Raw genomic sequence first — 22,838 nt, forward strand, 5'->3', positions numbered from 1 at the left:
AATTGAAAAAATCATTCACCCATTTTTAAAGTTGTGTTATTAACTTATAACAAGTAACACTCTTTATGAACATATCTGATCCGAAACAACAAATACAGGACTACCTCGCAGGACAAATGAGTCCGGAGGAAGAAAAGCAGTTCGATTCATGGCTGAAACAAAATCCGGAAGGCCAAAAGCTGTTTAAGCAATCAGCCAAAGACTATCAGGCAATCCGTTGGGCAGGACAATGGGATAAACCGGATGAAAAACAAGCCTACGCCCAATTGCAGCAACGGCTGCACAAACACCGGCTGTATTCCGGTTTATGGAAATATGCCGCCTTATTCTTTCTCCTGTTGGGTTGCGGTATTTTCTTCTGGCAACGACACATACCGCAACCGCTTCCTTTAGCTTCGGTAGAATCCCGGGCGAATCACAAGTTCCCTACGCTGACTCTTTCCAACGGACAACAGGTACTTTTAGCCGATACTCTGCAAATCATCAGCGGGTCGTCCTCCAAAGTGAATATCCTGCAACATGACTCCGGCAGTCTGAGCTATACTCCGATCCGGGACACAGTTCCGATAAAGATCACATACCACACCCTCACCGTACCCAAAGGTTGTGAGTTTTCGCTCACTCTTTCAGACGGCAGCCGTGTTTGGCTCAATGCCGGAAGCAAACTGAAATACCCGGAAGTCTTTGCCGGTGATCACCGGGAGGTATACCTCGAAGGCGAAGCCTATTTCGAAGTTGCCCGTAACGAACAAGCTTCTTTTTCAGTCTATACCCGCGACATGAATCTACAGGTATTGGGGACCAGTTTCAATATCAAAGCCTACCCCGATGAGACGGAAACGGTAACTACGCTTCTCTCCGGCAGCATCGAACAGCATTACCCTTCCTCCCGGCAAACCCTAAAATTGTTGCCCTCACAACAATCCCATTTCGATTGTCACACCGGTAATTTACAAATTCTAGAAGCCGATCCCGAAGAAGTGCTGGCCTGGAAAAACGGAAAATTTATCGCCCGCGACAAAACTCTGGAAGAAATTTTCAGAGAGCTGACCCGGTGGTATGATTTCGAAGTAGTTTTTACCCGTCCGGCCCTCAGGCAGCTACGCTTTCATTTGCATACCAACCGTTATGCCAGCATCCGGGAAATTCTGGATAATCTGCAATCGACCAACGGTATTCATTTTTCCTATATCGGTAACAAAATATACATCAGCCAATAAAAACAGGAAGACGCCCTCACATCTTCCTGCAACAGCTTAGATAATCATCCTATTAATTAACCAAAGCTAAACAAAGTTATGAGAAAAAAACGAAGATTACAACAAATCCTGCGAAAGATGAAGCTTCTTGTTCTTCTAACGTTAGTGGGATTTTGTACCTGTCAGGCTGCCGTAAGCGCCCAGAACAGCAAAATCACACTCTCTGCCACCAACACGACTTTAGCATCCGTCTTCCGGCAAATCGAACAACTGACGGATTACATGTTCATTTACAAATCCGGTGATATCGCACCATTCACGGATATCACCATCGACCGCCGACAGACCGAAGTGAACCGTATCCTCGACGAATGTCTGAGCGGAACAGGGTTAAGTTATACCTTCAAGGATAACCTGATTATCATTCAAGGCGCAACACAACAAGCCGAAGAGAAAAAAGTGAACGGAAAAATAACCGACCGGCAAGGTCATCCGCTACCGGGTGTGACAGTAATGATCAAAGGCACCCAGATGGGAGTCGTTACAGACGCCAACGGAAAATACACCATTGCCTTGCCCGACGCAAAGGATATCTTTTTGCGTTTCACCTTTATCGGCATGAAACCGCAAGAAATAGCCTACACCGGACAAAAAGAAATCAATGTGACCCTGCACGAGGAAGCTACAGAGATGGATGAAGTGGTCGTTACCGGTTATCAAGTCATCGACAAAAGGAAAAACACCAGTGCAGTGACAACGGTGAAAGTAGACGACATCATGATTCCTGCAGCAACCTCCATCGACCAGATGCTGGAGGGCCGGGTTCCGGGAATGATCTTGATGAGCAATTCCGGCGAGGTAGGCGTCGTACCCAAAATTCGTATCCGCGGTACTTCCACATTGATCGGTAACCGTGAACCATTATGGGTGGTGGACGGAATTATCGTACAGGATCCCGTACCGATTTCTCCCGAAGAATTGAACGACCCCGATTACATCAACCGTATCGGTAATGCCATCGCCGGCCTGAACCCACAGGATATCGAGCGCCTCGACATTCTGAAAGATGCTGCCGCTACAGCATTATACGGAGCCAAGGCAGCCAACGGCGTGATTGTCGTGACCACGAAAAAAGGACACGTCGGTGCGCCGATTGTCAATTACAACATGACCACCACGTTCCGGCAGCGTCCGCGTTATACCGACCGGAAAATCAACCTGATGAATTCCCGCGAAAGAATCCAGTTCTCGCGTGAACTTTTCGACAACCATTATCGGTATGATTATAATGCCAACATGGTGGGTTACGAAGGAGCATTGCTCGAACTTTACAGCGGAAAAATCAACGACAAGCAATTCGCAGAGAAAGTGGCGAAACTGGAAACCATGAACACCGACTGGTTTGATTTGCTGACCCAAGACACCTGGTCTCACCAACACACTCTCAGCATATCGGGCGGTTCGGAACAGACACGCTACTATTCTTCACTGGGTTACACCCGTGACAATGATGTCATCAAGGGTAACTACAACGAACGTTATACAGCTGCCATGAACCTCGAAACCACCTTCAACAAGTGGTTTACCGCCGAATTGCAATTCCAGGGCAATCTCAGCAAAAAAAAATATAATCAGGATGAAATTTCTCCGATAGACTATGCTTACAATTCCAGCCGGGCGATTCCCGCATTCGATGAAGCAGGAGAATATGCCTACTATTTAAAATACAACAGTGCCGGATATAACCATTATTTAAACTACAATATCTTAAATGAATTGGAGAACAGCTACTCCAAACAAAACGCGTCAAGCATCACAGTCAATACGAATTTGAATTTCCGGTTCACCGATTGGTTGAATGCCCAGGCAATTCTTTCGTACACAAATTCCAATACGGAAATCGAAGGGTACTGGGGACCTGAAACCTGGCATGCAGCAGGTCTGCGCCAATCCAATTACGGCGACAAAGAGACGCCCTCCTATAGTCTGCTTCCTTTCGGCGGAGAATTATCTCAGAATCAAACGCGGCAGAACAGCTATACGGTACGTCTGCAAGCCAACCTGAACAAATATTTCGGAACGAACGAACAACACAACATCAGTGCCAGCGGCGGTTTCGAAATGAGTTCATCCCACTATAACGGATTGTCCGCTGTTTATCGTGGCTACTATCCGGACAGGGGAAAAATGTTCGTGAACAATATCAATGCGGAAGAGTGGCCCGATTACGCAGCATGGGCGGCGAACAATACTCCCACGATCAAGGATGACTTGAGCAATATGGTTTCAGGGTATCTAACCTTGGCATACAGTTACTACAATTATTTCACGCTGAATGTAAACGGACGTACCGACGGCTCCAATCGTTTCGGAGATAAAAGCAACGACAAATTTCTGCCCATTTGGTCGGTATCGGGAAATTACAATCTTTCGGAACACTCGTTCATCAAACAACGCAACTGGTTGAACTATTTGAGTCTGAAAGCCTCTTTCGGTTATCAGGGGAATATGCTCTCCTCCGTATCTCCGGTATTGCTAATGAAGAAAAACCCGCTTGACCCTTATTATGGAGAAATGACGGCAACGGTCGACCAAATCCCCAACCCCAATTTAAAATGGGAAAAGACGAAATCATTCAATACCGGATTGACCTTCATTTTGTTGGACAAGCGGATTTCGGTGGAGACGGAATATTACTACAAACGGACGAAGGATGCTTTCATGACGAAAGAGGTTGCCAGCATGAACGGTGTCGATTCATATGCCATCAACGGCGGAGATATTGAAAACAAAGGCTTCGGCGTCGACGTGACACTCAATCCCATCCGCACGAAAGACTGGCACTGGACATTGTCCACCTCCTTCTCCAAGGATTACAACAAAGTAAAGAACGATCCGGATGCCCAAACCTATGATTATCTGGATTTCCTCAACGGTACGGTCGTAGTGAAGAATAAGGCCGTCAATACGTTCTATTCCTATAAATTCGTAGGTTTGAGCCCATTGAGCGGAGGACCGGTATTCGACGATTACAAAGAATACCAGCACAAACTGGATGGCTTGAGCAAATACGACACTTTCAGAAAAGTACTGACTGCATCGGGACGCCGCGAACCCTATATGTCCGGCAGCCTGACAACAAACCTAAGGTACAAAAATATCCGGTTGAGCGGTACTTTCGCTTACAGCCTGGGAGCAAAAGTCCGTCTGTTTCAAATGTACCGTTCCAACCTGATTGCTCCTGAAAGCAACCTGCGCCGCGAATTGTTGGACCGCTGGCAGAATCCCGGAGACGAAAAACATACGAACATTCCCGTAGTCATCGGACAATTTGAACCTTACTATCATACTTACAATGAGCATTGGTCACAAAACTCTTATTACAATGTGCAACCCTTTGCTTCCAGTCTATGGAAGATGTACGATTATTCGGACTTGCGAGTGGTTAGCGGCAATTACCTGAAATGCAACAATCTGATGGTGACCTACGAATTCGGAGAACGCATTCTGTCCCAATTGCGAATGACCCGTCTGGCGCTTTCCCTCTCGGGAACCAATCTGTTCACCATTTCTTCCAAGAAATTGAAAGGACAGACGCCGACCCAGGGATTCACGGAAGTCTCCCTGTCCGACCGTCCGACTTATTCCTTTAGTTTGAGTGTTTCATTTTAAAACAACCGGTTATGAGAAATATTTTATGCACAATAATCATCGCCTCATTTCTGACTGCTTGCTCCAATTTCCTCTCCGACTATTCGCAAGATTTGTCGAAGGTAGAGACGGCGGCGGATTTAAACGAACTGTTGCTGGGAGATGCCTATCTACCCGTCGGCTTCTATGAAGCTTACAATTACAGCGCGCCACAGCCATACAATACATTCATCCATACAATGTCGGACGAAATCCAACAAAACCATTCGACGAATACAAGAGCCATTAATTCCATGCTCAGCTCGGAAGATATATTCGGTTATTTCACCTGGCAACGTTCGGTAGGAATCAACTCCTTGGAAACGGCTATCGGGACGGAAAACGAATGCTGGAAAAAGACGTACAAGTATATCAACACCACCAACATGGTTTTGGACGAGCTGGGAAACGTCACTGCCCGAAACAAACGCGAGGAGGCCGACAAAATCCGGATTGAAGGCGAAAGCCATTTCCTGCGCGCACTATACTATTTCACGCTGGTGAACCTGTATGCCGCCCCCTACGAACCGGCAAAAGCGGCAACAACGCCGGGCATACCGTTAAAACTGACCTCCTACATCGAAGACAAGGAGTACGAAATGAGTACCCTGGAGGAAGTGTACGGGCAGATTATCGACGATTTGGAAGAAGCGGAAGCCTGCCTCAAACAAACGGAAACGGTCTCCATTTACCATGCCGACCTGACAGCCACTTATTTGCTTATGAGTCGCGTGCACCTCTATATGCAGGATTACAAGAACGCCCGGAAATATGCCGAGGATGTTCTTAGCCGCAACAATGCATTGGGGGACTTGAATACATTCAATGACGAAGCGGGAAATTTCCTGAACAAATCCTTGCCCGAGGTCATCTTCTCCATGGGAGGCCACCAGTTGTCGACAGGCATGATGGGATCCGAAGGCAGAAGACACTATGATGACGAACGTCCCTTTTACATTTCGGACGATTTGATCGCTGCTTTCGATGACAACGATTTGCGGAAACAACATTACATCAAAAAAGAGGGAAGTTATTATATCCTTCAGAAAGTACGTTGGGACAGTAAAGACCACCCTAGTGCCAAATGCACGGTTTCCGAGAACTTCCTCTTCCGGACAGCAGAGGCTTACCTGAACCTGGCAGAAGCCGCCGCATTGGACGAAGACGAAGAGAAAGCCCGGGAGATGATCGGATTGTTACAGGCGAAACGTTTTGCCGTTCCGCCTGTCGTGAGCGCTACCGGTAACGATTTGATCGATCTGATCCGTGAGGAACGCCAACGTGAGTTGTGTCTGGAAGGACACCGCTGGTACGACCTTCGCCGCTACACCGTATGCACGAAATACCCCTGGTCTAAAGTCATCCGGCACATTTATCGCGATTACAAATACGATAGAGACTTAGGAGAAGATATCGCATACAAACAACGGGTATATGAACTTAAAGAATACGACAAAGCCTATACCCTTGCCCTACCGCACGAAGTAACCGAATTTCAGAACACATTGAGTCGAAACGAACGTCCGGAACGGCAACCGGTAGAGACTATCGGAGGCGATGAAACGCCAGAGGAATAAAACATACACCATTAATTGAACAGAAGATGAACAAGATATATTACTTCTTATTTCTTTCCCTCCTTTTGGGAGCTTGTACGAAAGAAGACGCATTAGAGCCCACCGGGGCGAATGACGACTACTTTACGGTGCCGGCAACGGCCACCGACCCGGAATCGGTCATGAGACGTGAATTTTACGAAGAGACAGGGGTACATTTGCTCTTCAACGATACCCTGCGCCACGAGCAGAGGGGCACGTTTGAGGATGGGAATCCGCGCTGGTACACGGAAACCGTGGACCTCGGCTATTCGATGACTTCATTTGATGACGCTCCCGCATTGACCTATCTCCAAACTAAACAGGAAAAAGAAAAAGCTGTGGAATTTGTCAGCAAATACATCCTTCCGCACTTGGGACAGGCGGTACGTCCCTATTCGTTTCTGATGGTAAACACCATATACGGGAGGGATCCTGACACATATCGCAAGGGTATTTTGAAATATTATATCGGTATGCGGACAATGGCACTCAGCATGGAGCCGATTCTCAAACTGGAAACCGAAGAGGACTATGCCACGCATTGTATCGCTATTTTCCAGTCATATGTCAAAAGTAAATTGAGTACGCTCAATGACGAGGCGACAGAACCCTTTGAGTTAATTAGCGATAAATGGTATTATAAAGTGTATGCGGATTTTGATGCAGATTTTTGGGACAAGTATAATGCACTTGAAGCAGAAGGCGATGAAGATGGTATCAACGCCTATTGTGAAGACATTGCCAACCAATGCGGTTTTATTCGGTTTGATAATTATTTTTGTGACTTTCCTTGGAGTGCAAGCTATGATTTGGAGGATTTCGTAAAAGCTGTATTAGGCACTCCGGAAGAAAAATTCATGGAAATGTACGAAGACTATCCGTTAGTTCGTGAAAAATACACAATTATGCAAAAAATCATTGCCGACATGGGATTCATATTTTAAATAAATAAGCGTATGAAAAAGATTATTTCCTATATATCGGTTGCTTTACTCGTCGTAGCTATCGGGTGCAACGATGATGACAACAACTTGCCAGTCATAAAACCAGAAAAAACAGGGATGGTAACCATCGGAGAAAACACGTACGAATGGGTACGTTATGCCGGATTGGATTGGATGACCTCCAATTTCAAGGAAGGCACCCCTTATTATGAATTGACTTATATCAACCAATATGGTTATACAGATGATTTAATTAAAGATTGTGAAGACTTGACTCCGGAGGAATGGGACAGATACGGGAATCTTTATTCCTATGAGGAGGCAAAAGCCAATGCTCCGGAAGGCTGGCGCCTGCCTACCGACGAGGATTGGAAAAAACTGGAACGGGCAATGGGCATGTCGCAGGGAGATGCCGATGCCACGGGATTCCGCGGAACAGAGGAAGGCACTTTGTTGCAACAGGATATAACGGGGACGGGTATTGCATTGCCTTTCGGTGGATATGCCATTGTAACGGGTCGACCAGCCGCGCTACGCTTCCGGCACTGGAGAGAGTTCGGTTATTTCTGGACGGCTACGGAAGAGAAAAATGAAACTCCATTTCCGGATGCTTATTATCGTAAGATTTCTTTCCGCTCTTCCCAAATCGAACGAGGAATAACAAGAATCGTGGATTCAAATTACGAAACCAATTATCCGAAACACATGAGTGTGCGCTACGTCCGTGATGCCGTGGATTAATATCCGGATGATATGAACGAGAGGGTGTCCAAAAAGGCAAAATACCCCCTTGTAGAATCGGATATTTGATTTCAGTCTCCAATAGGGATACGAATAAATCGAGGGTGCCAAATACTTTTTGGACACCCTCTTTATATGCTTTTAAAAACATCATAACATGAAATTTTACCTATCCATTTTACTTTGCCTAGTGTGCCTGAGTTGCGCCAACCAGGCAGATCAATACATCATCCGGGGCAGTTTTCCCGGATTACAGGACGGCATGACCGTCCGCCTGTTGAATGCCGAGACCCGTAATAAAGACGAGCAGCTGCTTGCCGCAGATACCGTGAAAAACGGCCGCTTTGAATTGATCGGAAACGTTGACGCACCGGTAATGTGCCATCTTTGGATCAGCAACAAGGACATCGTCAGTAACAAGAAACAGAGCCGCTCCCTCGGGACCCGCCTGTTCCTCGACCATTCCGCTATCGAAATCCGTACCCCGCATTTCGACAGCCTGTACTACATCAGCGAGTACGGCCCCGACGACCGGGAACTGCTGACGGAAGTAGTGGGCGGCACTCTCCAAAAAGATTACATGGACTACCGGCAGACCGTACATGCCAATGAACTGGAATATCATAAATACAACAGTGTTCTGAGCACACTGAATTGGGACAGGATGGCGACCCCGGACAAGTATACCCCGGAAGAATACCACCGCCTCTACACCGAATCCTATCGTTTAAGAAAAGAAGCGGCCGGACGGCTGCATGCCGACCGTATGGCCTTTATCCGCAGCCATCGGCAATCACCGCTTGCCCTGTACGTTGCCGGTGAAATGATTTCAAAATCGTTCTCCGTACCTGCCACGGATCTGGAAGAAATCCTCGCCCGGAACTGCCATATCAGCGACACCGCCCGCGCAGCCCGTTTCTGCCGGCAAGCCGAACAGGCCCGCTATTTCTGCAAGGACATCCATTATCCGGATGTTCCGCTCCATACACCCACTTTCGATACCACCCTCCTATCCGCACACATCCGCCCGGGACATGTCATGCTGATCGATTGCTGGGCTTCATGGTGCGGTCCCTGCCGTGCCGCCATCCCCGCCGTGAAAGCCCTTTATGACAAATATGACCGCGACCGGTTCGATGTGATCAGCATTTCGCTCGATTCGAAAAAAGAAGACTGGCAAAAAGCCCTCGAAGAGGAAAAAATGCCCTGGCCGCAATTCATCGCGGGCAACAGGGGATACGAACAACTGACCTTGCGCTACAACATCAACAGCATTCCTAACCTGATTCTCATCGACGACAAAGGACAAGTCGTGTGCAACACCTTCTCGCCCGAGGAAATCAGTATCGAGTTGGAAGAAATACTAAGATAGTCCTCACAAACTTACAGGAAATTGTATCTATTCTTTAAAAATTAAAAACAATGAAACGAATTTATTCTATAATTATCCTCCCCTTACTGGCTGCCTGCAGCCACACCCCGGCAGATCATTTCGTATTACATGGCACTGTGCCGGGAGCTATGGACAGCACCGAAGTCGACCTGCAGGTGGACAACCGTACCATTGAGCCAATCGAAGGTTATATCATCAACGGCAAATTCGAACTAAAGGGGCAGTTGCCTATCGGTGCAGTTTACGCGCGGTTGAGCATGAACAATAACGGTATTGCCGAACGCAAGGGTATTCAGGAAGAAAATGCCGTAAAATATGTGGAAGCCAATATCTTTATTGAAAACGGGGACCTGACCTTCTCGACCCCTCATATCGACAGCCTTCCGCAATCGTTTTGGCGCTACGACATCCGCCGCGAAAACAATTACACCCTGAAAGGCTCCGCCGCCCATGACGTTTTCGACCGTTACCGCCGTGCAACCCTGGATTTGCAATACCGCCTCCGCCGGGAAGAACGCGCTGCGTGGGAGGAAAAACGCGAACCGGACGCAAAAGCCATTGCCGCGATGCGCAGCGAACTGCGTCAGGCTACCCACGAATTTATCGCCGCCAACCGCCATTTAAGTGTCAACCTACATTTAGCCGAAATGTTAGAAATGGAACCGTTTACCTACACCCAAGCCGATCTTGACGCCGTGACAGCACTTTTTGCCGGCTATACCGACACATTGCCGGCCCTCCGGAAATTCCGCGAAGATTACCGTGCCGCTTCGGCTTACACACAAGGCAAACCGTTTGCCGGAGGAGAAGTATACAATCTCCAGGGCGATACCCTCCGTCTGGGAACTACCCCGGGACGCTACACCCTGATCGACTTCTGGGCATCATGGTGCGGTCCCTGCCGTGCCAGCTTCCCGCATTTGCGCAAGGTCTACGAAGCCAACCGGGAAAAAATAGAGTTCATCAGTGTCTCTCTCGATAAAAACGATAGCGACTGGCGCAAGGCTACGGATGAAGAGAAACTGCCCTGGCAGCAATATTGCGCTACGCCCTCTTTCTCCCGCGCCATCGGGAAAGCATACAAAATCACCTCCATCCCGACTTTCTTGCTTATCGGCCCGGACGGAGGTATCATCTTCTCCGGTCATGACAGTAATGACCTGGATGCACAGCTGGAAAAACTATAAACTCCGAACCCCTGAACCGATAAATACATGAAAACACATTTAAAACTGATTGCCGTACTCTTTCTCGCCGGCTTTGCCCTCCTGGGGCAAAGCTGCGCGGAGGAAGAATTCCCGCCGAGGCCTGGCCCTGCCTTTCCGGCGGATGTCACAAATCGTTATGCCTTGCTGTTACAGGAACAGCTGCAAGCCGACGGTGCTGCCTACGACCGCTATACCGAAGTCCTGTCCGACCGCACTCCCGTCTATGAGGAAGTGCGCTTCGCCACCCACTCGGCTTACGGTTTATGCTACATCATCCCGTATTGCTCCCCGTCCGGTCCGACCATCGAAGGTGCCGTTTACCTTCCTGCCGGAGCTACTTGTGCAGAAGACGGCACGGTCACCTTCGACGGCTCCCTCGGAACACCCATAGACATAGACGCCCCGACAATCAACCGTGACATACCCTTCACCGAACGCTACACCTACTCCATGCCCTTTAAACATTTACAGGACAAAGGATGGAACGTCGACCCCGAACTGCTCCTCTACGCCGAACTGCTGGACAACAAAATCCTCCCCCTTTCCCCCGAAGACTTTCCGGACGGCTTCATACACACGAAAGCAACCGTAAATATACTGGAAATTTGTATGCGCTATGAGTCCGAATATGTAGGAGGAAGGACAGATGCCGTTATAGGAATGCACCCTGATTTATTAATCAGGGTAATTGAAGAATCGCTTAAAAGACTTGGCATCAGAGACCTAGATAATCCATGCCAGCATAGATTTTTAACCATGATTATTTCCATTCCGGAAAATAAGTTGCCTTCATATAGCGTTAATGTTTTCATCGATCAATTGATGTTTGAGATAAGACAAGCTTTAATTGTACAGGGTTTTGAACTTTCCATTCAATACACTTTCGAATTCAAACCTTACACAGTAAGTGGCGGTAGTTCCACAGGAGAAAGCGGAGGAACAGGCGGTAGTAGCGGAGGAAGAGGTAGTGGAGCTTCTACTCCAACGCAGCCTTCTTCTTTCAAAGAACCGCTAAAAGACAATAGTGCGATGAGTAAGCAAATACAACAAGAAAGCGTGGAACTATGGGAAAGTCTGAGCTCCATTAAAGATACAACCCTTGGAATAAATACCTATATCTCTTTTAAAACTTATCTGGATGAAGTTGCCAAAGATCCGAAAGATGAGCATGCAACTTTATTGATCGATTATGAGGATGAAGACCATACCCGAGTTCTGACTGAAGTTTTCCATGGTACGGAAGATAATGTCATACAAACTTATTCCTCTAACTATGTGGCAGCCCAGGTTCACAATCATCCCAACGGCTCACCTCCTTCTGCGCAGGACTTGTTATTTACGGCAGAAATGATGCGGGAAGAGAATAACTATCAGGCCACTTTTGTTTATAATCATGAAGATAAATCCTATTATTCTTTATATGCTTACGAACCGGAGGCAGGAGGGAATTTATATCAAGCTCTTAAAAATGAAATCGATCCTGTGACACATGATTTTAAAAGTGGGGGAGAGTGTGATAAAATTTTAAAAACGATGGAATCCACTTATAAAAATTTCTCGTCTGAAATAATGCAAATTTACCGTTTATGTGCCGTTATTGAGGAATTCGGAAAAGGCATTGCGGTAACGAAATATAACCCGGAAACAAAAAAGAATGAAGTTTATCGGGTAGAAAAAGGAAAAGATAAAAAAGGGAATGTAGTTTATGCACCTTTAATATGTAAATAATTATGGATATGAAAAAGAATTTATTAGTCAGTTTTTTGTTCTTTCTTTTTGTCACAGGAACATACGCACAGCATTTTGAATCCTTGTCCGAATGTAAAAGTATTGAGGATACTTTGAGATATTTGCAACATACCTTTCTGGAACCAAAGGATAAATTTGTAGGGAAACCGGCTAAAGAGGTTATTGAGGCATTTAGGAAAGTATTGCCGATAAAATCCGCTGTTCTTCATAGATCAAGTCCATGGATTGATAAAGAAGGATTATCTTATATAGATGGATTAGATCTTTTTTATGTCGAAGTATCTGGTATTCCAACAAGAGGAAAACAAATCTATTTTGATATTTATTTTGAAGACACCCATGCAGAGGTGGATAGCTTCAAAAAGAAAATAGCAGAAGAAGATTGGGATAATTATGACCGGTATGTCAATTATTTCCAAGATTTTATAGTGAAAGAAATAGATATCCATCTTTGGGACTGGGGTACAAGGAAGAAGATTGAGTAAAGTATTCAACCATGAAAACATTATTTTTCATTATCTCCTTTTTGGGCATCACAGATTTGACATGTATTATGTTTTCTATCACAGGAACATACGCACAGCATTTTGAATCCTTGTCCGAATGTAAAAGTATTGAGGATACTTTGCGATATCTGCAACATACCTTTCTGGAACCAAAGGATAAATTTGTCGGTAAACCGGCTAAAGAAGTCATTGAGGCATATAGGAAAATATTGCCGATAAAATGTGCAACCTCTCATAGCTCAAGTCCATGGATCGATGAAGAAGGATTGTCTTATATAGACAGACTAGGACTTTATTATTATGAATTATTTGGCCGTCCCCAAAAAGGAAAACAAATCTATTTTGATATTTATTTTGAAGACACCCATGCAGAGGTGGATAGCTTCAAAAAGAAAATAGCAGAAGAAGATTGGGATAATTATGACCGGTATGTCAACTATTTCCAAGATTTTATAGTGAAAGAAATAGATATCCATCTTTGGGACTGGGGTACAAGGAAGAAGATTGAGTAAAGTATTCAACTATGAAAACAAATGCAAAATATATGCAACATATCGATTATAGAGATTTGAAATAATAAGATACAAGATAAAAATAAATACCAAAGACATGAAACACATTTACACCTTGCTCCTTGGACTGTTGGCCTGGAGCGCATCGATGGCCCAGGAGGGCGTGAACTTTCGGGATATTACATTCGAAGAAGCTTTAAAACAGGCGAAAAGCGAAAATAAACTGGTTTTTATGGACTGTTACACCTCCTGGTGCGGTCCGTGTAAGAATATGGCGGATAAAGTGTTCCCGCAAAAAGCGGCAGGTGATTATTTCAATCCCCGCTTCGTATGCGTGAAATACGACATGGAAAAAGGTGCGGGCGTAGAACTGGCAAAAAAATTCGAAGTGCACGCCTATCCCACTTTCCTGATGATCCGCCCGGACGGTAGTATGCAACACCGCTTAGTCGGCGGAGACGGTCTGGAAGCCTTTATTGCCCGTGTAGAACAAGGTTTCGACGAACAAAACAATCTTTCCGCCCTGCACAGCCGTTACGAAAAGGGTGGGTTGTCTAAATCCGAACTCTTCCGCTATTGGGAAGTGTTGGAGGAGGCAGGCGAGGATGCCCGGGCGGAAAAAGTGTACGCCGAACTGCTGGCCCTGTTGACAGACGAAGAAAAAACACAGGCCGCCTACTGGAATCTTTATGAAACAAGGGGATGCACCATCGGCTCGCCGATGCACGACTTCATGCTAAGTCACCTCGACGTGTTGCGTGCCAATAACGGCAAGGAAAAAGTCGACCGCTATCTGACAGCCAAATACGAGGACGCACTGGGACTGTACATTATGGGCTACGCACGGAAAGAGGATGTACCTTTCGGCACACTGCAACGGAATGTACCGCTGTTGAAAGTGGCACAACAGAACGAACTGGACAAAATGCTGGAACTGGCGGAATTGGTATATCACAAAAAGGCGGATGAACTGACAGAATTAATTGAAAAACGGTTACCGGAAATGAGCGTACAGGAATTGAAAATGTATGCTTTCGGATTCCGGGGTATGATTTGGGGGAGCGAAAAGAAAGAAGCATCACCGCATATCACCGAACTAGGTACAAAATTGACGGAATCAGTAATCGCCAATATGGAAAAAAGAGCCGGCAAACTAACGGCGGACGATCTTTTTACATACACCATCCTCATCGATTCCTTTTATGGAAAGATGACACCTCTGCTTTACAAACGTCTGGCCGATGCGGGTGAGAAAGCAATGTCTACCCTGCCCGACAACGAAGAAAAAGAAAGAATGATCCGATATTATAAAGCATACCGCGAAAAAGGGAACAAATAAAAATTTATAAATACGGGGTTCAACCGGAAAATTTGTGTGTAAAAAATAACTTTTATACACAGATTTTCCGGTCGAGCCGTTTAGACATATCCGAGAACTGATTATCCTCCAAAGTCAACAGGCGGATTTCTATCTTATATTTTGACAGGATACGCGTCTTGACACACTCGATCTTTTCCATAAATTTCTTATGGTCATAGTTACGTCGCAGACGTTTCACTTCTGCAATCAATGCTTTCTTATCCCTGGCAAAAGGCCGATTATATCTATTTCATCCGTTTCCTTACCTTTCTTGCGTTCCCGCCACGAACCGATGGCTGAATACTGTTGACTCTCCATCATCTTTAAACGGAAATACTTTTCAAACAACGGTTCTTTATATCCCTCAAAGATCTTATACATCATTGAAAATACCGATCCCATTAAAATCAGATTGAGATGGGTCTGCTTCCTATATTGGTTCCATAGGTTCTGCACATCGCTATAGACCGATGGATTGACGTATTCAAATCCCTGAAACTCATCAATGATGAGATTAAATTTGCGTGTCTTTGCCAATTCCATCACCATCTGGAACAATGAACGAAAACTCTTAATCTCAGGTGGTACATAAGTTCCCAGCCCAGAAGAAATAAGTAGGCTGAACCCTTCACATAACGCGGTTTCATTTTTCCGGCTGACAAAAAGATATACAGTAGACGCCTCTCCCTTGGTAGCCTCAACTGCAAGGGAAGTCTTACCGATACGCCGCCGGCCAGTAATAACCGTCATTCTTGAATAACTATCAAACGAGAGCCTCTGTATACGTTGCAGCTTCTTTATTTCAGATGTCCGATTATAAAATTTCATAAGATTTAATTTTGTAACCATTGTAATAATTACGGTGGTTACAAAAACAGTGAATTTTGTCGAATTGTCAAAATCAGTACTTGTTGATTATAGATTCAATCTATATCGGATAACTTTTAACAAAGATTGCAAATAATGAAATTAAAATATATTTTTGCTTTGTTATTGACAAATATCTAATTTGTTAACTATGAAATAAACGGACGTTTTTTTTGACGATAAAATCGTCAAAAAATGAAGAATAAAAATGAAAAATGAAAAATAACTGAAGGCTTTGTTTTAAGTGAAAAATGATTGCCCTAAATAATAAAAAAATGGGAGGAGATGAATAAATTAAAATATTGATAATATGCACCTTAAAACAAGACCGTGATTTTAAATTTGCTTTATCCGAAAAGTTATTACCAATCGGTAATCTGAAAAATATTTGCCGAAAACAAGGATTTTATAAACGTTATGAACTTTGTAAATTTTTAACAAAAAAAACGTCCGTTTTAATTGGAAATAAAAATTAAGAAATATGAGATTTCAGTTTAAGGGAAAAAGAAAACATAAAGATTTATGGATTGTGATTATTATCATAACCATCCTGCTATTATATACCTATTATGAAGCGAACTTCGGAAAAAAAAGAAGATTACAACAAAGCGAATCCTTATCTTCATGTTTAGTAAATGCTCCCCTTCCAAACCAGACTTCCCCTTTATCAGGCCAATTTCCGAATGATTCGGGCAGGACTTCCTCCTACCATTGAATCGTCGGGCACATCTTTAGTTACTACAGCCCCTGCTGCAACGATACAACGGTCCCCGATCGTCACCCCGGGACAAATCACAGCTCCTCCTCCTATCCAACAATCATCGCCGATTGTAATGGGCTCGCCATGTTCGGCTCCTGTTGCGCGTTCCCGATAATCGATCGGGTGCATCGGAGCATATAATTGTACATTCGGGCCGATCAGTATATTTTTCCCTAAATAAATCCGGGCCGTATCGAGAATCGTACAGTTATAATTAATAAAACCATTCTCACCTCCGTAAATATTGAATCCGAAATCACACCAAAAAGGAGCCTGTATCACTAAAGAAGGATGGGCATTCGGTAAAAATTTACGAAGTAATTCACCTCCTTGAGTATAATCCCGGAAATAAGTCCGGTTATATTCTTCCACCCATTTCAAACAGTCACGGTGCAACTTCATTAACTCCGGATCGAAAGCATAATAAGTCTCCCCTGCCTGCATTTTCTCTTTTTCTGTCTTCATATTACGATTTAATTAAAGAGGGTGTCCAAAAAGGCAAAATACCCCCTTGTAGAATCGGATATTTGATTTCAGTCTCCAATAGGGATACGAATAAATCGAGGGTGCCAAATACTTTTTGGACACCCTCATTATTATTCTAAATAAGTATATCCATACAAACCGGAGCGGTAATTGGATAAGAATTCCCTTCCCTCCTCAGGAGAAATGATCCCTTTTTTGACAGAAGTCGTCGCCCATACTTCAACGGTACGAGCCATCCGTTTAGGAGTAAATTGCACATACTCGAGAACGTCAGCAACTGTTTCTCCTTCAATAATTTTATCGATCACATATTCACCGTTTTTCACTTTGATATGCACAGCATTGGTATCACCGAACAAATTATGCAAATCCCCTAAAATTTCCTGATAAGCTCCAACCAGGAATACTCCGAAATAATAGGGTTCTTTATTGCTCAATTCATGTACCGGCAGGTGATAGGAAAAATTACGGGTAGAAATAAAATTATTGATTTTCCCATCTGAATCACAGGTAATATCCTGAATTGTAGCCGACTTTGTAGGCTGTTCGTTCAACCGGGAAATCGGCATAATGGGAAAAATCTGGTCGATCGCCCAGGAATCGGGTAAGGATTGGAAAAGTGAGAAATTACAAAAATATTTATCCGGTAACATCTTCGCAATCTTTTTTAACTCGTCGGGAGCATGTTTTGTCGCTTCGGCCATCTCGTATACTTCACGGGCAACGGACCAGAAAAGCCGTTCTACCTGTGCACGGGTACGCAAATCGATCAGGCCCAGATTAAATAAGTTCAAAGCATCTTCACGGCATTGCAAAGCATCGTGCCAAGTTTCCAACAAACGGGGCTGATTGAGATTTTCCCACAAATCATATAGTTCCTTCACCAGCTCGTGAGCATCTTCTGCCAAATCTTCATTTTCATCGAAAGCCGGAAGACTGGTACTGGCCAAGGCTTCAAAAACCAATACCGAATGATGGGCCGTCAAGGAACGTCCCGACTCGGTAATGATATTCGGCTGCGGCAATTCATTCTTTTCGCAAGCATCGACAATAGAAGAAACGGCATCATTGACATATTCCTGAATAGAATAATTCATACTATTCGATGTCGCTGAACGGGTACCGTCATAATCTACTCCCAATCCGCCTCCTATGTCTACAAAATTAATGTTATATCCCATCCGTTTCAACTCCACATAAAACTGAGAAGCTTCTTTCAGAGCTGTCTTTATACGACGGATATTGGTCACCTGACTGCCTATATGAAAATGAATCAGCTGAAGAGAATCGGCCATCTTATTTTTTTCAAGAATATCGAGAGCGTCCAAAAGTTCACTGGAATTTACCCCGAACTTACTTACATCTCCTCCTGATTCTTCCCATTTACCACTCCCTGAACTAGCCAGCTTGATCCGGATTCCGATATTCGGTTTCACATTCATTTTCTTAGCCAAACGAGCGATGGTTTTCAGCTCCATCAATTTCTCCACCACCAAAAAAATCCGTTTCCCCATTTTTTGAGCCAGCAAAGCCAGTTCGATATAACTTTCATCTTTATATCCATTACAAATGATCATGGCCTCATCATCGATATCGATCGAAAGTACCGCATGCAACTCTGGCTTCGAGCCTGCTTCCAAACCGATATTGAATTTATTCCCATGACTGACAATCTCTTCAACGACAGGACGCATTTGATTGACCTTGATCGGATAGATAATGAAATTCTTAGCCGAATAGCCATATTCCCGAGCAGCAGCCTGAAAACAATTAGAAATTTTCTCGATCCGATTATCCAGGATATCCGGGAATCGCAAAAGTACCGGGGCTTCCACATCACGAACCTGTAACTCCTCCATCAATTCTTTCAGATCGATCGAAGGTCCATCCGTTTTAGGTGTTACAGCAACATGCCCTTTTTCGTTAATCGAAAAATAGTTCAGCCCCCAACCGTTGATATTGTACAGTTCTGCTGAATCGTCAATACTCCATTTTCTCATTTCTATGCGTTGAAATCGATAATATTAGGTTTTTAAAATTCGTGCAAATCTAAGTGAATTAATCGACAATTAAAAGGTGTGACTTAAAAATTATTACGATTTCACACACAGTAAGTTAACTCAATATCCGACAATCCGGCACAATAGCTTTAATTTTATCGTCTCATCGCATCACTTTTCATCCCGGACCATTGCCCGGTTTCATTCTATTTCTATAAATTTCGAACGACTTAAAAGCAGAATAATTATAGTTTCCCGTTGTTCAGCATTCCTCTTGCCTTGCTGAAAGAATCGGAAATTCTGTCGAGATAAGATCCTCCGGACCTTCTGGTTAGAATCCTAGTGCGAAAACGACCTCGGAAAAGAGTAAATATACCTCAAGCTTTGTTCAATCCGTAAATATAGAGCAATACCCCACCTTTGATAGTATCGATGACCTGCTTACTGATATCCGGTGGTAAGGCGGGACAACCCAGACTGCGACCGAGACGCTGCTGGCCTTTCAAGACAGCAGGATCTGCATAATTAGCCCCGTGCACAACAATAGCACGTTCCCTCGCTTTATCGTTAATTCCTTTTTCCAAACCATCTAAAAATAAAGAGTAACCATTTTTTCCCATATAAGTATCACCGGTACGAAAAAATCCCAGGGAACTTTGATACGAACCGGGCCTATTGGAAAAAGCCACGGCATAATTATCCCCACTTCCTCTGCCATGAGCCACATAAGTACTCAGTAAAAGTTTTTTTTGCAAAAGATCTAAAATATAAAACCGCTTCTCCGTGGAAGGTTTGGTATAATCGATCAGTACCAACAAGCGGTCTTGTCCGGAAGCATATCGGGAAAATCCTTTGAGTGCCTGTTCGAATGCAGGAAAATTCACTTCTCCCCTCAACCCCAATTCCTGATACAACTGAAAACTAGAGGCCACCGTAGTTTCCGGTAAAGCTTCTACAGCTTTTCCGACTCTTACCCCACACACCAGACTCAAAATTAGAATAACTACTTTATACATTTTTCCTATTTTAATCAAATACAATCACCAATGCTTCACTTATAGGGGCCCAATCGTAAATGAATTTAGCATGAGAAGTGGCATTTCTCACACACATGTGCGAACGCGGAGTTGTCCCCAGCGTACCGCTATACTCCAAAACAACGGAGTCCGGATAATTTACCGGTACTCCATGCAGGTAGGCTCCTCCGGAAAAACGGCTGGCCCATGGAGCAAATCCTCCGGGCTCAATGGAACCGTCCCTTAAAAAAGGCATCGCTTCCAGCTTACGGCGAATGACATAGACTCCCGGAGGCGTTTCTCTCTTATAGGGCGGTCTATGCAATCCTGTCGTTATCGGGTTCATACTCCTGACCAACCAGGTAGAATCCCCCTGCTCCAAAGTAGCCAGGTTTTGATTCGTCCGGTCGATAAATATCAACTTCCGAAAGTCGGCCCCACCCAAACGATCTACATATTTTTCAGGTACCCACCACTCACCACCGAAAGAAGAAGGTGTCACCAACAAAAAAACCGCACTATCACGGATGACCGATACTAACGCTCCATCACGCCCATATCGTTCGGGAGCTTCCCAGTTCCCTGTTTTATAAAATGGAACGGATTGATCTCTTTTCACCCCGTATTTATCTTCGATAGCCCGATAAGCGTCTTTCCGACTCGAATCCGACAATGGAGCACGGCCGTTCCGGTTTTTATAATTACTCAAAGCTCCGAACTCTTTAGCCTGATTTTCAAAATTCAACAAAGAATCTATCATCCCTGCAATCTTATCCCACTGAAAACTCCGTTCCACCTTCCTGTATTCATAATTATCCTCCAAGGTATGCCGATCGTACAACAATTGTTTTTCAATCTTCACTCCCCCATTCTCCGAGAAAAAAAATGAAAACAGAAGAAATAAAAATGACATCTTTCCCATTCCTTAAAATATCAAAATATAAAACATGTCATTTGATACGTAAAAATAATTTTTTTTCCCAAACCTCACTCCTTCTTTTCGTACTATTTATAAAAGATTCACATTCAGGTGGTAAGAATTGGCTTTATTCAATAAATATTTTATATTTGTAGAAAGTTCATCCTCCAAAGGAGGAAGGAAATCGGAAAGCGGTAAATCGATGTATTTATCGCTTTTCGTCTCAATATACTTTTGCCAGCCGACGTTTCAATTTATGTTCAATTTTATACCGGTTTCTTCCCAAAAGATAATAGGCAGTCAGTAAATAATACCGATTGTCTCCCCGGGGTTCCAGAACGATAACATAAGATTCCTGTACATCATAAAGGTAAGTACGAATGGCTACTTTGTCTTTTACGGAAAACACCTGCAAATGTTCAGGTTGTCTTTCCTCGAGATGATATTTAATCCAATGTAGCCTCACCGCCCGATTCCGGTCATAGATCCTCTCCCTATGCAAGCGATCTTCCATTGTAATCAAATGATTGAAAAAAATGGATAAAGTATTTTTCCCTTGTGACAATGTCGGTAATACCTTCTTTTGCCTGAAATAATTTCCCGAATCGACAAAATCCCTTTTAAAAATGCCCATTAACGATGCATTACGTTCCTCCTCATCGAACGCATCCAATTCCAAAAGAGAATTATATGTCTTGATCAGATTAAGGGGCATATCAAATCTGAATTCTAAACAAGTTGAATTTTGAAATTCTTTTTGAAGTTGTACTTTCCAGATCCGTCCGGGTACGGATTTTTAACTTTTCTATGAATCGAACTTTAGCTTCCGACGCTTTCTCTGTCTGATTCAGATTATAGGCAATAGCTCCGATAAATAAATCACACAGCTGTAATAAATCCAGTTCATGAGAACGCACATGCTGAATTTTTTCAATGATCTCCATCCTGACATTCAGTATGTCTTTCAGCTTTTCAGTCCGGTAAGAGCTGAGATTATCTTTAATATCCAAATAAATATTATAATGCCAAACCGGATCCAAAGTATGAAAAAGCAACTGATAATACATCAGATAGTAAAATTTATTGTAATCATGATCACATTTATCGGCAATATACCGGCTTTTATCTACGATAATCGCCCTGAATCGTATCCCTCCTTTTTTGAAAAACCAATCTACCAACTTCGTATAAAACGGATAATTCCACTCATTCAAATAAGTCCATTTCACTTCCAGTGTATTCTTATATTTCACCCGCAAGCTTTTCAGCTCCCCCTTCATCTGTTCTATTTTATGCAAGGGAGCCGCAATATACCCCAATACCATGAACCGTTTGCCATCTTTTTGAAGATGACAGCTCTCATCGCAATAATAATTATATACCCAAGACCCACGCATGATTTTAAAGATAAGAAGATTAAGGCTAATTTAAGCAATTTTTACCTGAAAACAAAACCCAAACACATTTTTTCCCTTTACATAACAAAATCTTTGATCTGGCGGTAAAACATCGGCATTGGAAGCATGTAAAAACCGGTGATTTACCGGAAAGTTGTCATCTGTCATTGCACTTACCTTTCACTATATTTGCTGTATGAAAAGGGAAATAATAGCATTCGGAGATTATTATGACAATCTCATGAAACCCTGTCAGCGACCGAGCCTAAGAAGGTTCATTATCTACTTGACCTTCTACAGATCAGAAATAGAATTAGTACGAAATTCGTCATATTTATCAGAGATAGCCTCTATGAAATAAGGACTATGTATCATGGAAATATCTACCGGGTATTTTTCATTTTCGATGAAGGCCGGATCATAGTTTAAGGGGTAGATTTATCAACTTTAAACAAAAAACGCACTGATAATCAGTGCGTCCTGTTTTTTGTCG

At 43.8% G+C, this 22,838-nt stretch carries 20 protein-coding genes; 12 read left to right on the forward strand and 8 right to left on the reverse strand.

The features are described from left to right. The first annotated feature begins 65 nt into the window (after positions 1-65). From ODOSP_RS12915 to ODOSP_RS18925, 11 genes are all read left to right on the forward strand, one after another. The gene (locus ODOSP_RS12915) at positions 66-1,220 is read left to right on the forward strand and encodes a FecR domain-containing protein (protein ID WP_013612744.1); all 1,155 of its coding nucleotides are present in this window, start codon (positions 66-68) and stop codon (positions 1,218-1,220) included. 78 nt (positions 1,221-1,298) lie between these two features. Then, on the forward strand, positions 1,299-4,871 hold the full coding sequence (locus tag ODOSP_RS12920) for a SusC/RagA family TonB-linked outer membrane protein (protein WP_013612745.1): 3,573 nt from the start codon (positions 1,299-1,301) through the stop codon (positions 4,869-4,871). Between the two features lie 11 nt (positions 4,872-4,882). Continuing rightward, the gene (locus tag ODOSP_RS12925; protein ID WP_013612746.1) at positions 4,883-6,466 is read left to right on the forward strand and encodes a RagB/SusD family nutrient uptake outer membrane protein; all 1,584 of its coding nucleotides are present in this window, start codon (positions 4,883-4,885) and stop codon (positions 6,464-6,466) included. A gap of 26 nt (positions 6,467-6,492) precedes the next feature. Continuing rightward, the gene (locus tag ODOSP_RS18915; RefSeq protein WP_013612747.1) at positions 6,493-7,431 is read left to right on the forward strand and encodes a hypothetical protein; all 939 of its coding nucleotides are present in this window, start codon (positions 6,493-6,495) and stop codon (positions 7,429-7,431) included. Positions 7,432-7,443: 12 nt separating this feature from the next. Further along, positions 7,444-8,172: a fibrobacter succinogenes major paralogous domain-containing protein gene (locus tag ODOSP_RS18920; protein WP_013612748.1), complete on the forward strand. Its 729-nt coding sequence runs from the start codon at positions 7,444-7,446 to the stop codon at positions 8,170-8,172. A gap of 190 nt (positions 8,173-8,362) precedes the next feature. Then, complete coding sequence (locus ODOSP_RS12940; RefSeq protein ID WP_041556815.1) at positions 8,363-9,544, forward strand: TlpA disulfide reductase family protein; 1,182 nt, start codon at positions 8,363-8,365, stop codon at positions 9,542-9,544. 50 nt (positions 9,545-9,594) lie between these two features. Then, entirely contained in the window at positions 9,595-10,752 is a 1,158-nt protein-coding gene (locus tag ODOSP_RS12945) for a TlpA disulfide reductase family protein (RefSeq protein WP_013612750.1), read from the forward strand. A 27-nt stretch (positions 10,753-10,779) separates the two neighbouring features. Continuing rightward, positions 10,780-12,501, forward strand: a complete 1,722-nt coding sequence (locus ODOSP_RS12950) for an MPN domain-containing protein (protein ID WP_013612751.1) — start codon at positions 10,780-10,782, stop codon at positions 12,499-12,501. Between the two features lie 8 nt (positions 12,502-12,509). Continuing rightward, positions 12,510-13,007 (forward strand): hypothetical protein, encoded by a 498-nt coding sequence (locus tag ODOSP_RS12955; protein ID WP_013612752.1) that lies wholly within the window; start codon positions 12,510-12,512, stop codon positions 13,005-13,007. Positions 13,008-13,018: 11 nt separating this feature from the next. Then, the gene (locus tag ODOSP_RS12960; RefSeq protein WP_013612753.1) at positions 13,019-13,540 is read left to right on the forward strand and encodes a hypothetical protein; all 522 of its coding nucleotides are present in this window, start codon (positions 13,019-13,021) and stop codon (positions 13,538-13,540) included. Between the two features lie 97 nt (positions 13,541-13,637). Beyond that, entirely contained in the window at positions 13,638-14,879 is a 1,242-nt protein-coding gene (locus tag ODOSP_RS18925) for a thioredoxin family protein (RefSeq protein ID WP_013612754.1), read from the forward strand. Positions 14,880-14,931: 52 nt separating this feature from the next. Here the strand turns inward: ODOSP_RS18925 and ODOSP_RS20430 are convergent, their stop codons facing one another. The 8 genes from ODOSP_RS20430 to ODOSP_RS13005 form a co-directional block, all read right to left on the reverse strand. Beyond that, a complete protein-coding gene (locus tag ODOSP_RS20430) occupies positions 14,932-15,060 on the reverse strand; it encodes a hypothetical protein (protein ID WP_259306000.1) in 129 nt (42 codons plus the stop codon). A 47-nt stretch (positions 15,061-15,107) separates the two neighbouring features. Then, positions 15,108-15,728: an AAA family ATPase gene (locus ODOSP_RS12975; protein WP_041557426.1), complete on the reverse strand. Its 621-nt coding sequence runs from the start codon at positions 15,726-15,728 to the stop codon at positions 15,108-15,110. 706 nt (positions 15,729-16,434) lie between these two features. After that, entirely contained in the window at positions 16,435-16,992 is a 558-nt protein-coding gene (locus ODOSP_RS12980) for a sugar O-acetyltransferase (RefSeq protein ID WP_013612756.1), read from the reverse strand. Positions 16,993-17,123: 131 nt separating this feature from the next. Further along, entirely contained in the window at positions 17,124-19,013 is a 1,890-nt protein-coding gene (gene speA / locus ODOSP_RS12985) for a biosynthetic arginine decarboxylase (protein ID WP_013612757.1), read from the reverse strand. Positions 19,014-19,390: 377 nt separating this feature from the next. Then, positions 19,391-20,029 carry a murein L,D-transpeptidase catalytic domain family protein gene (locus tag ODOSP_RS12990; protein ID WP_013612758.1) on the reverse strand — a complete coding sequence of 213 codons (639 nt, stop codon included), beginning with the start codon at positions 20,027-20,029 and terminating at the stop codon, positions 19,391-19,393. Positions 20,030-20,039: 10 nt separating this feature from the next. Further along, positions 20,040-20,951 carry a L,D-transpeptidase gene (locus ODOSP_RS12995; protein WP_228026218.1) on the reverse strand — a complete coding sequence of 304 codons (912 nt, stop codon included), beginning with the start codon at positions 20,949-20,951 and terminating at the stop codon, positions 20,040-20,042. A gap of 220 nt (positions 20,952-21,171) precedes the next feature. Then, positions 21,172-21,663 carry a hypothetical protein gene (locus tag ODOSP_RS13000; RefSeq protein WP_013612760.1) on the reverse strand — a complete coding sequence of 164 codons (492 nt, stop codon included), beginning with the start codon at positions 21,661-21,663 and terminating at the stop codon, positions 21,172-21,174. A 1-nt stretch (position 21,664) separates the two neighbouring features. Beyond that, a complete protein-coding gene (locus ODOSP_RS13005; RefSeq protein WP_013612761.1) occupies positions 21,665-22,345 on the reverse strand; it encodes a DUF3800 domain-containing protein in 681 nt (226 codons plus the stop codon). Positions 22,346-22,594: 249 nt separating this feature from the next. Between ODOSP_RS13005 and ODOSP_RS20535 the strand changes: the two genes are divergently transcribed. Next, positions 22,595-22,774 carry a type II toxin-antitoxin system RelE/ParE family toxin gene (locus ODOSP_RS20535; protein WP_083813779.1) on the forward strand — a complete coding sequence of 60 codons (180 nt, stop codon included), beginning with the start codon at positions 22,595-22,597 and terminating at the stop codon, positions 22,772-22,774. The last annotated feature ends 64 nt before the right edge of the window (positions 22,775-22,838 follow it).

The sequence above is a fragment of the Odoribacter splanchnicus DSM 20712 genome (assembly GCF_000190535.1).
GTDB classification, from domain to species: Bacteria; Bacteroidota; Bacteroidia; order Bacteroidales; family Marinifilaceae; genus Odoribacter; species Odoribacter splanchnicus.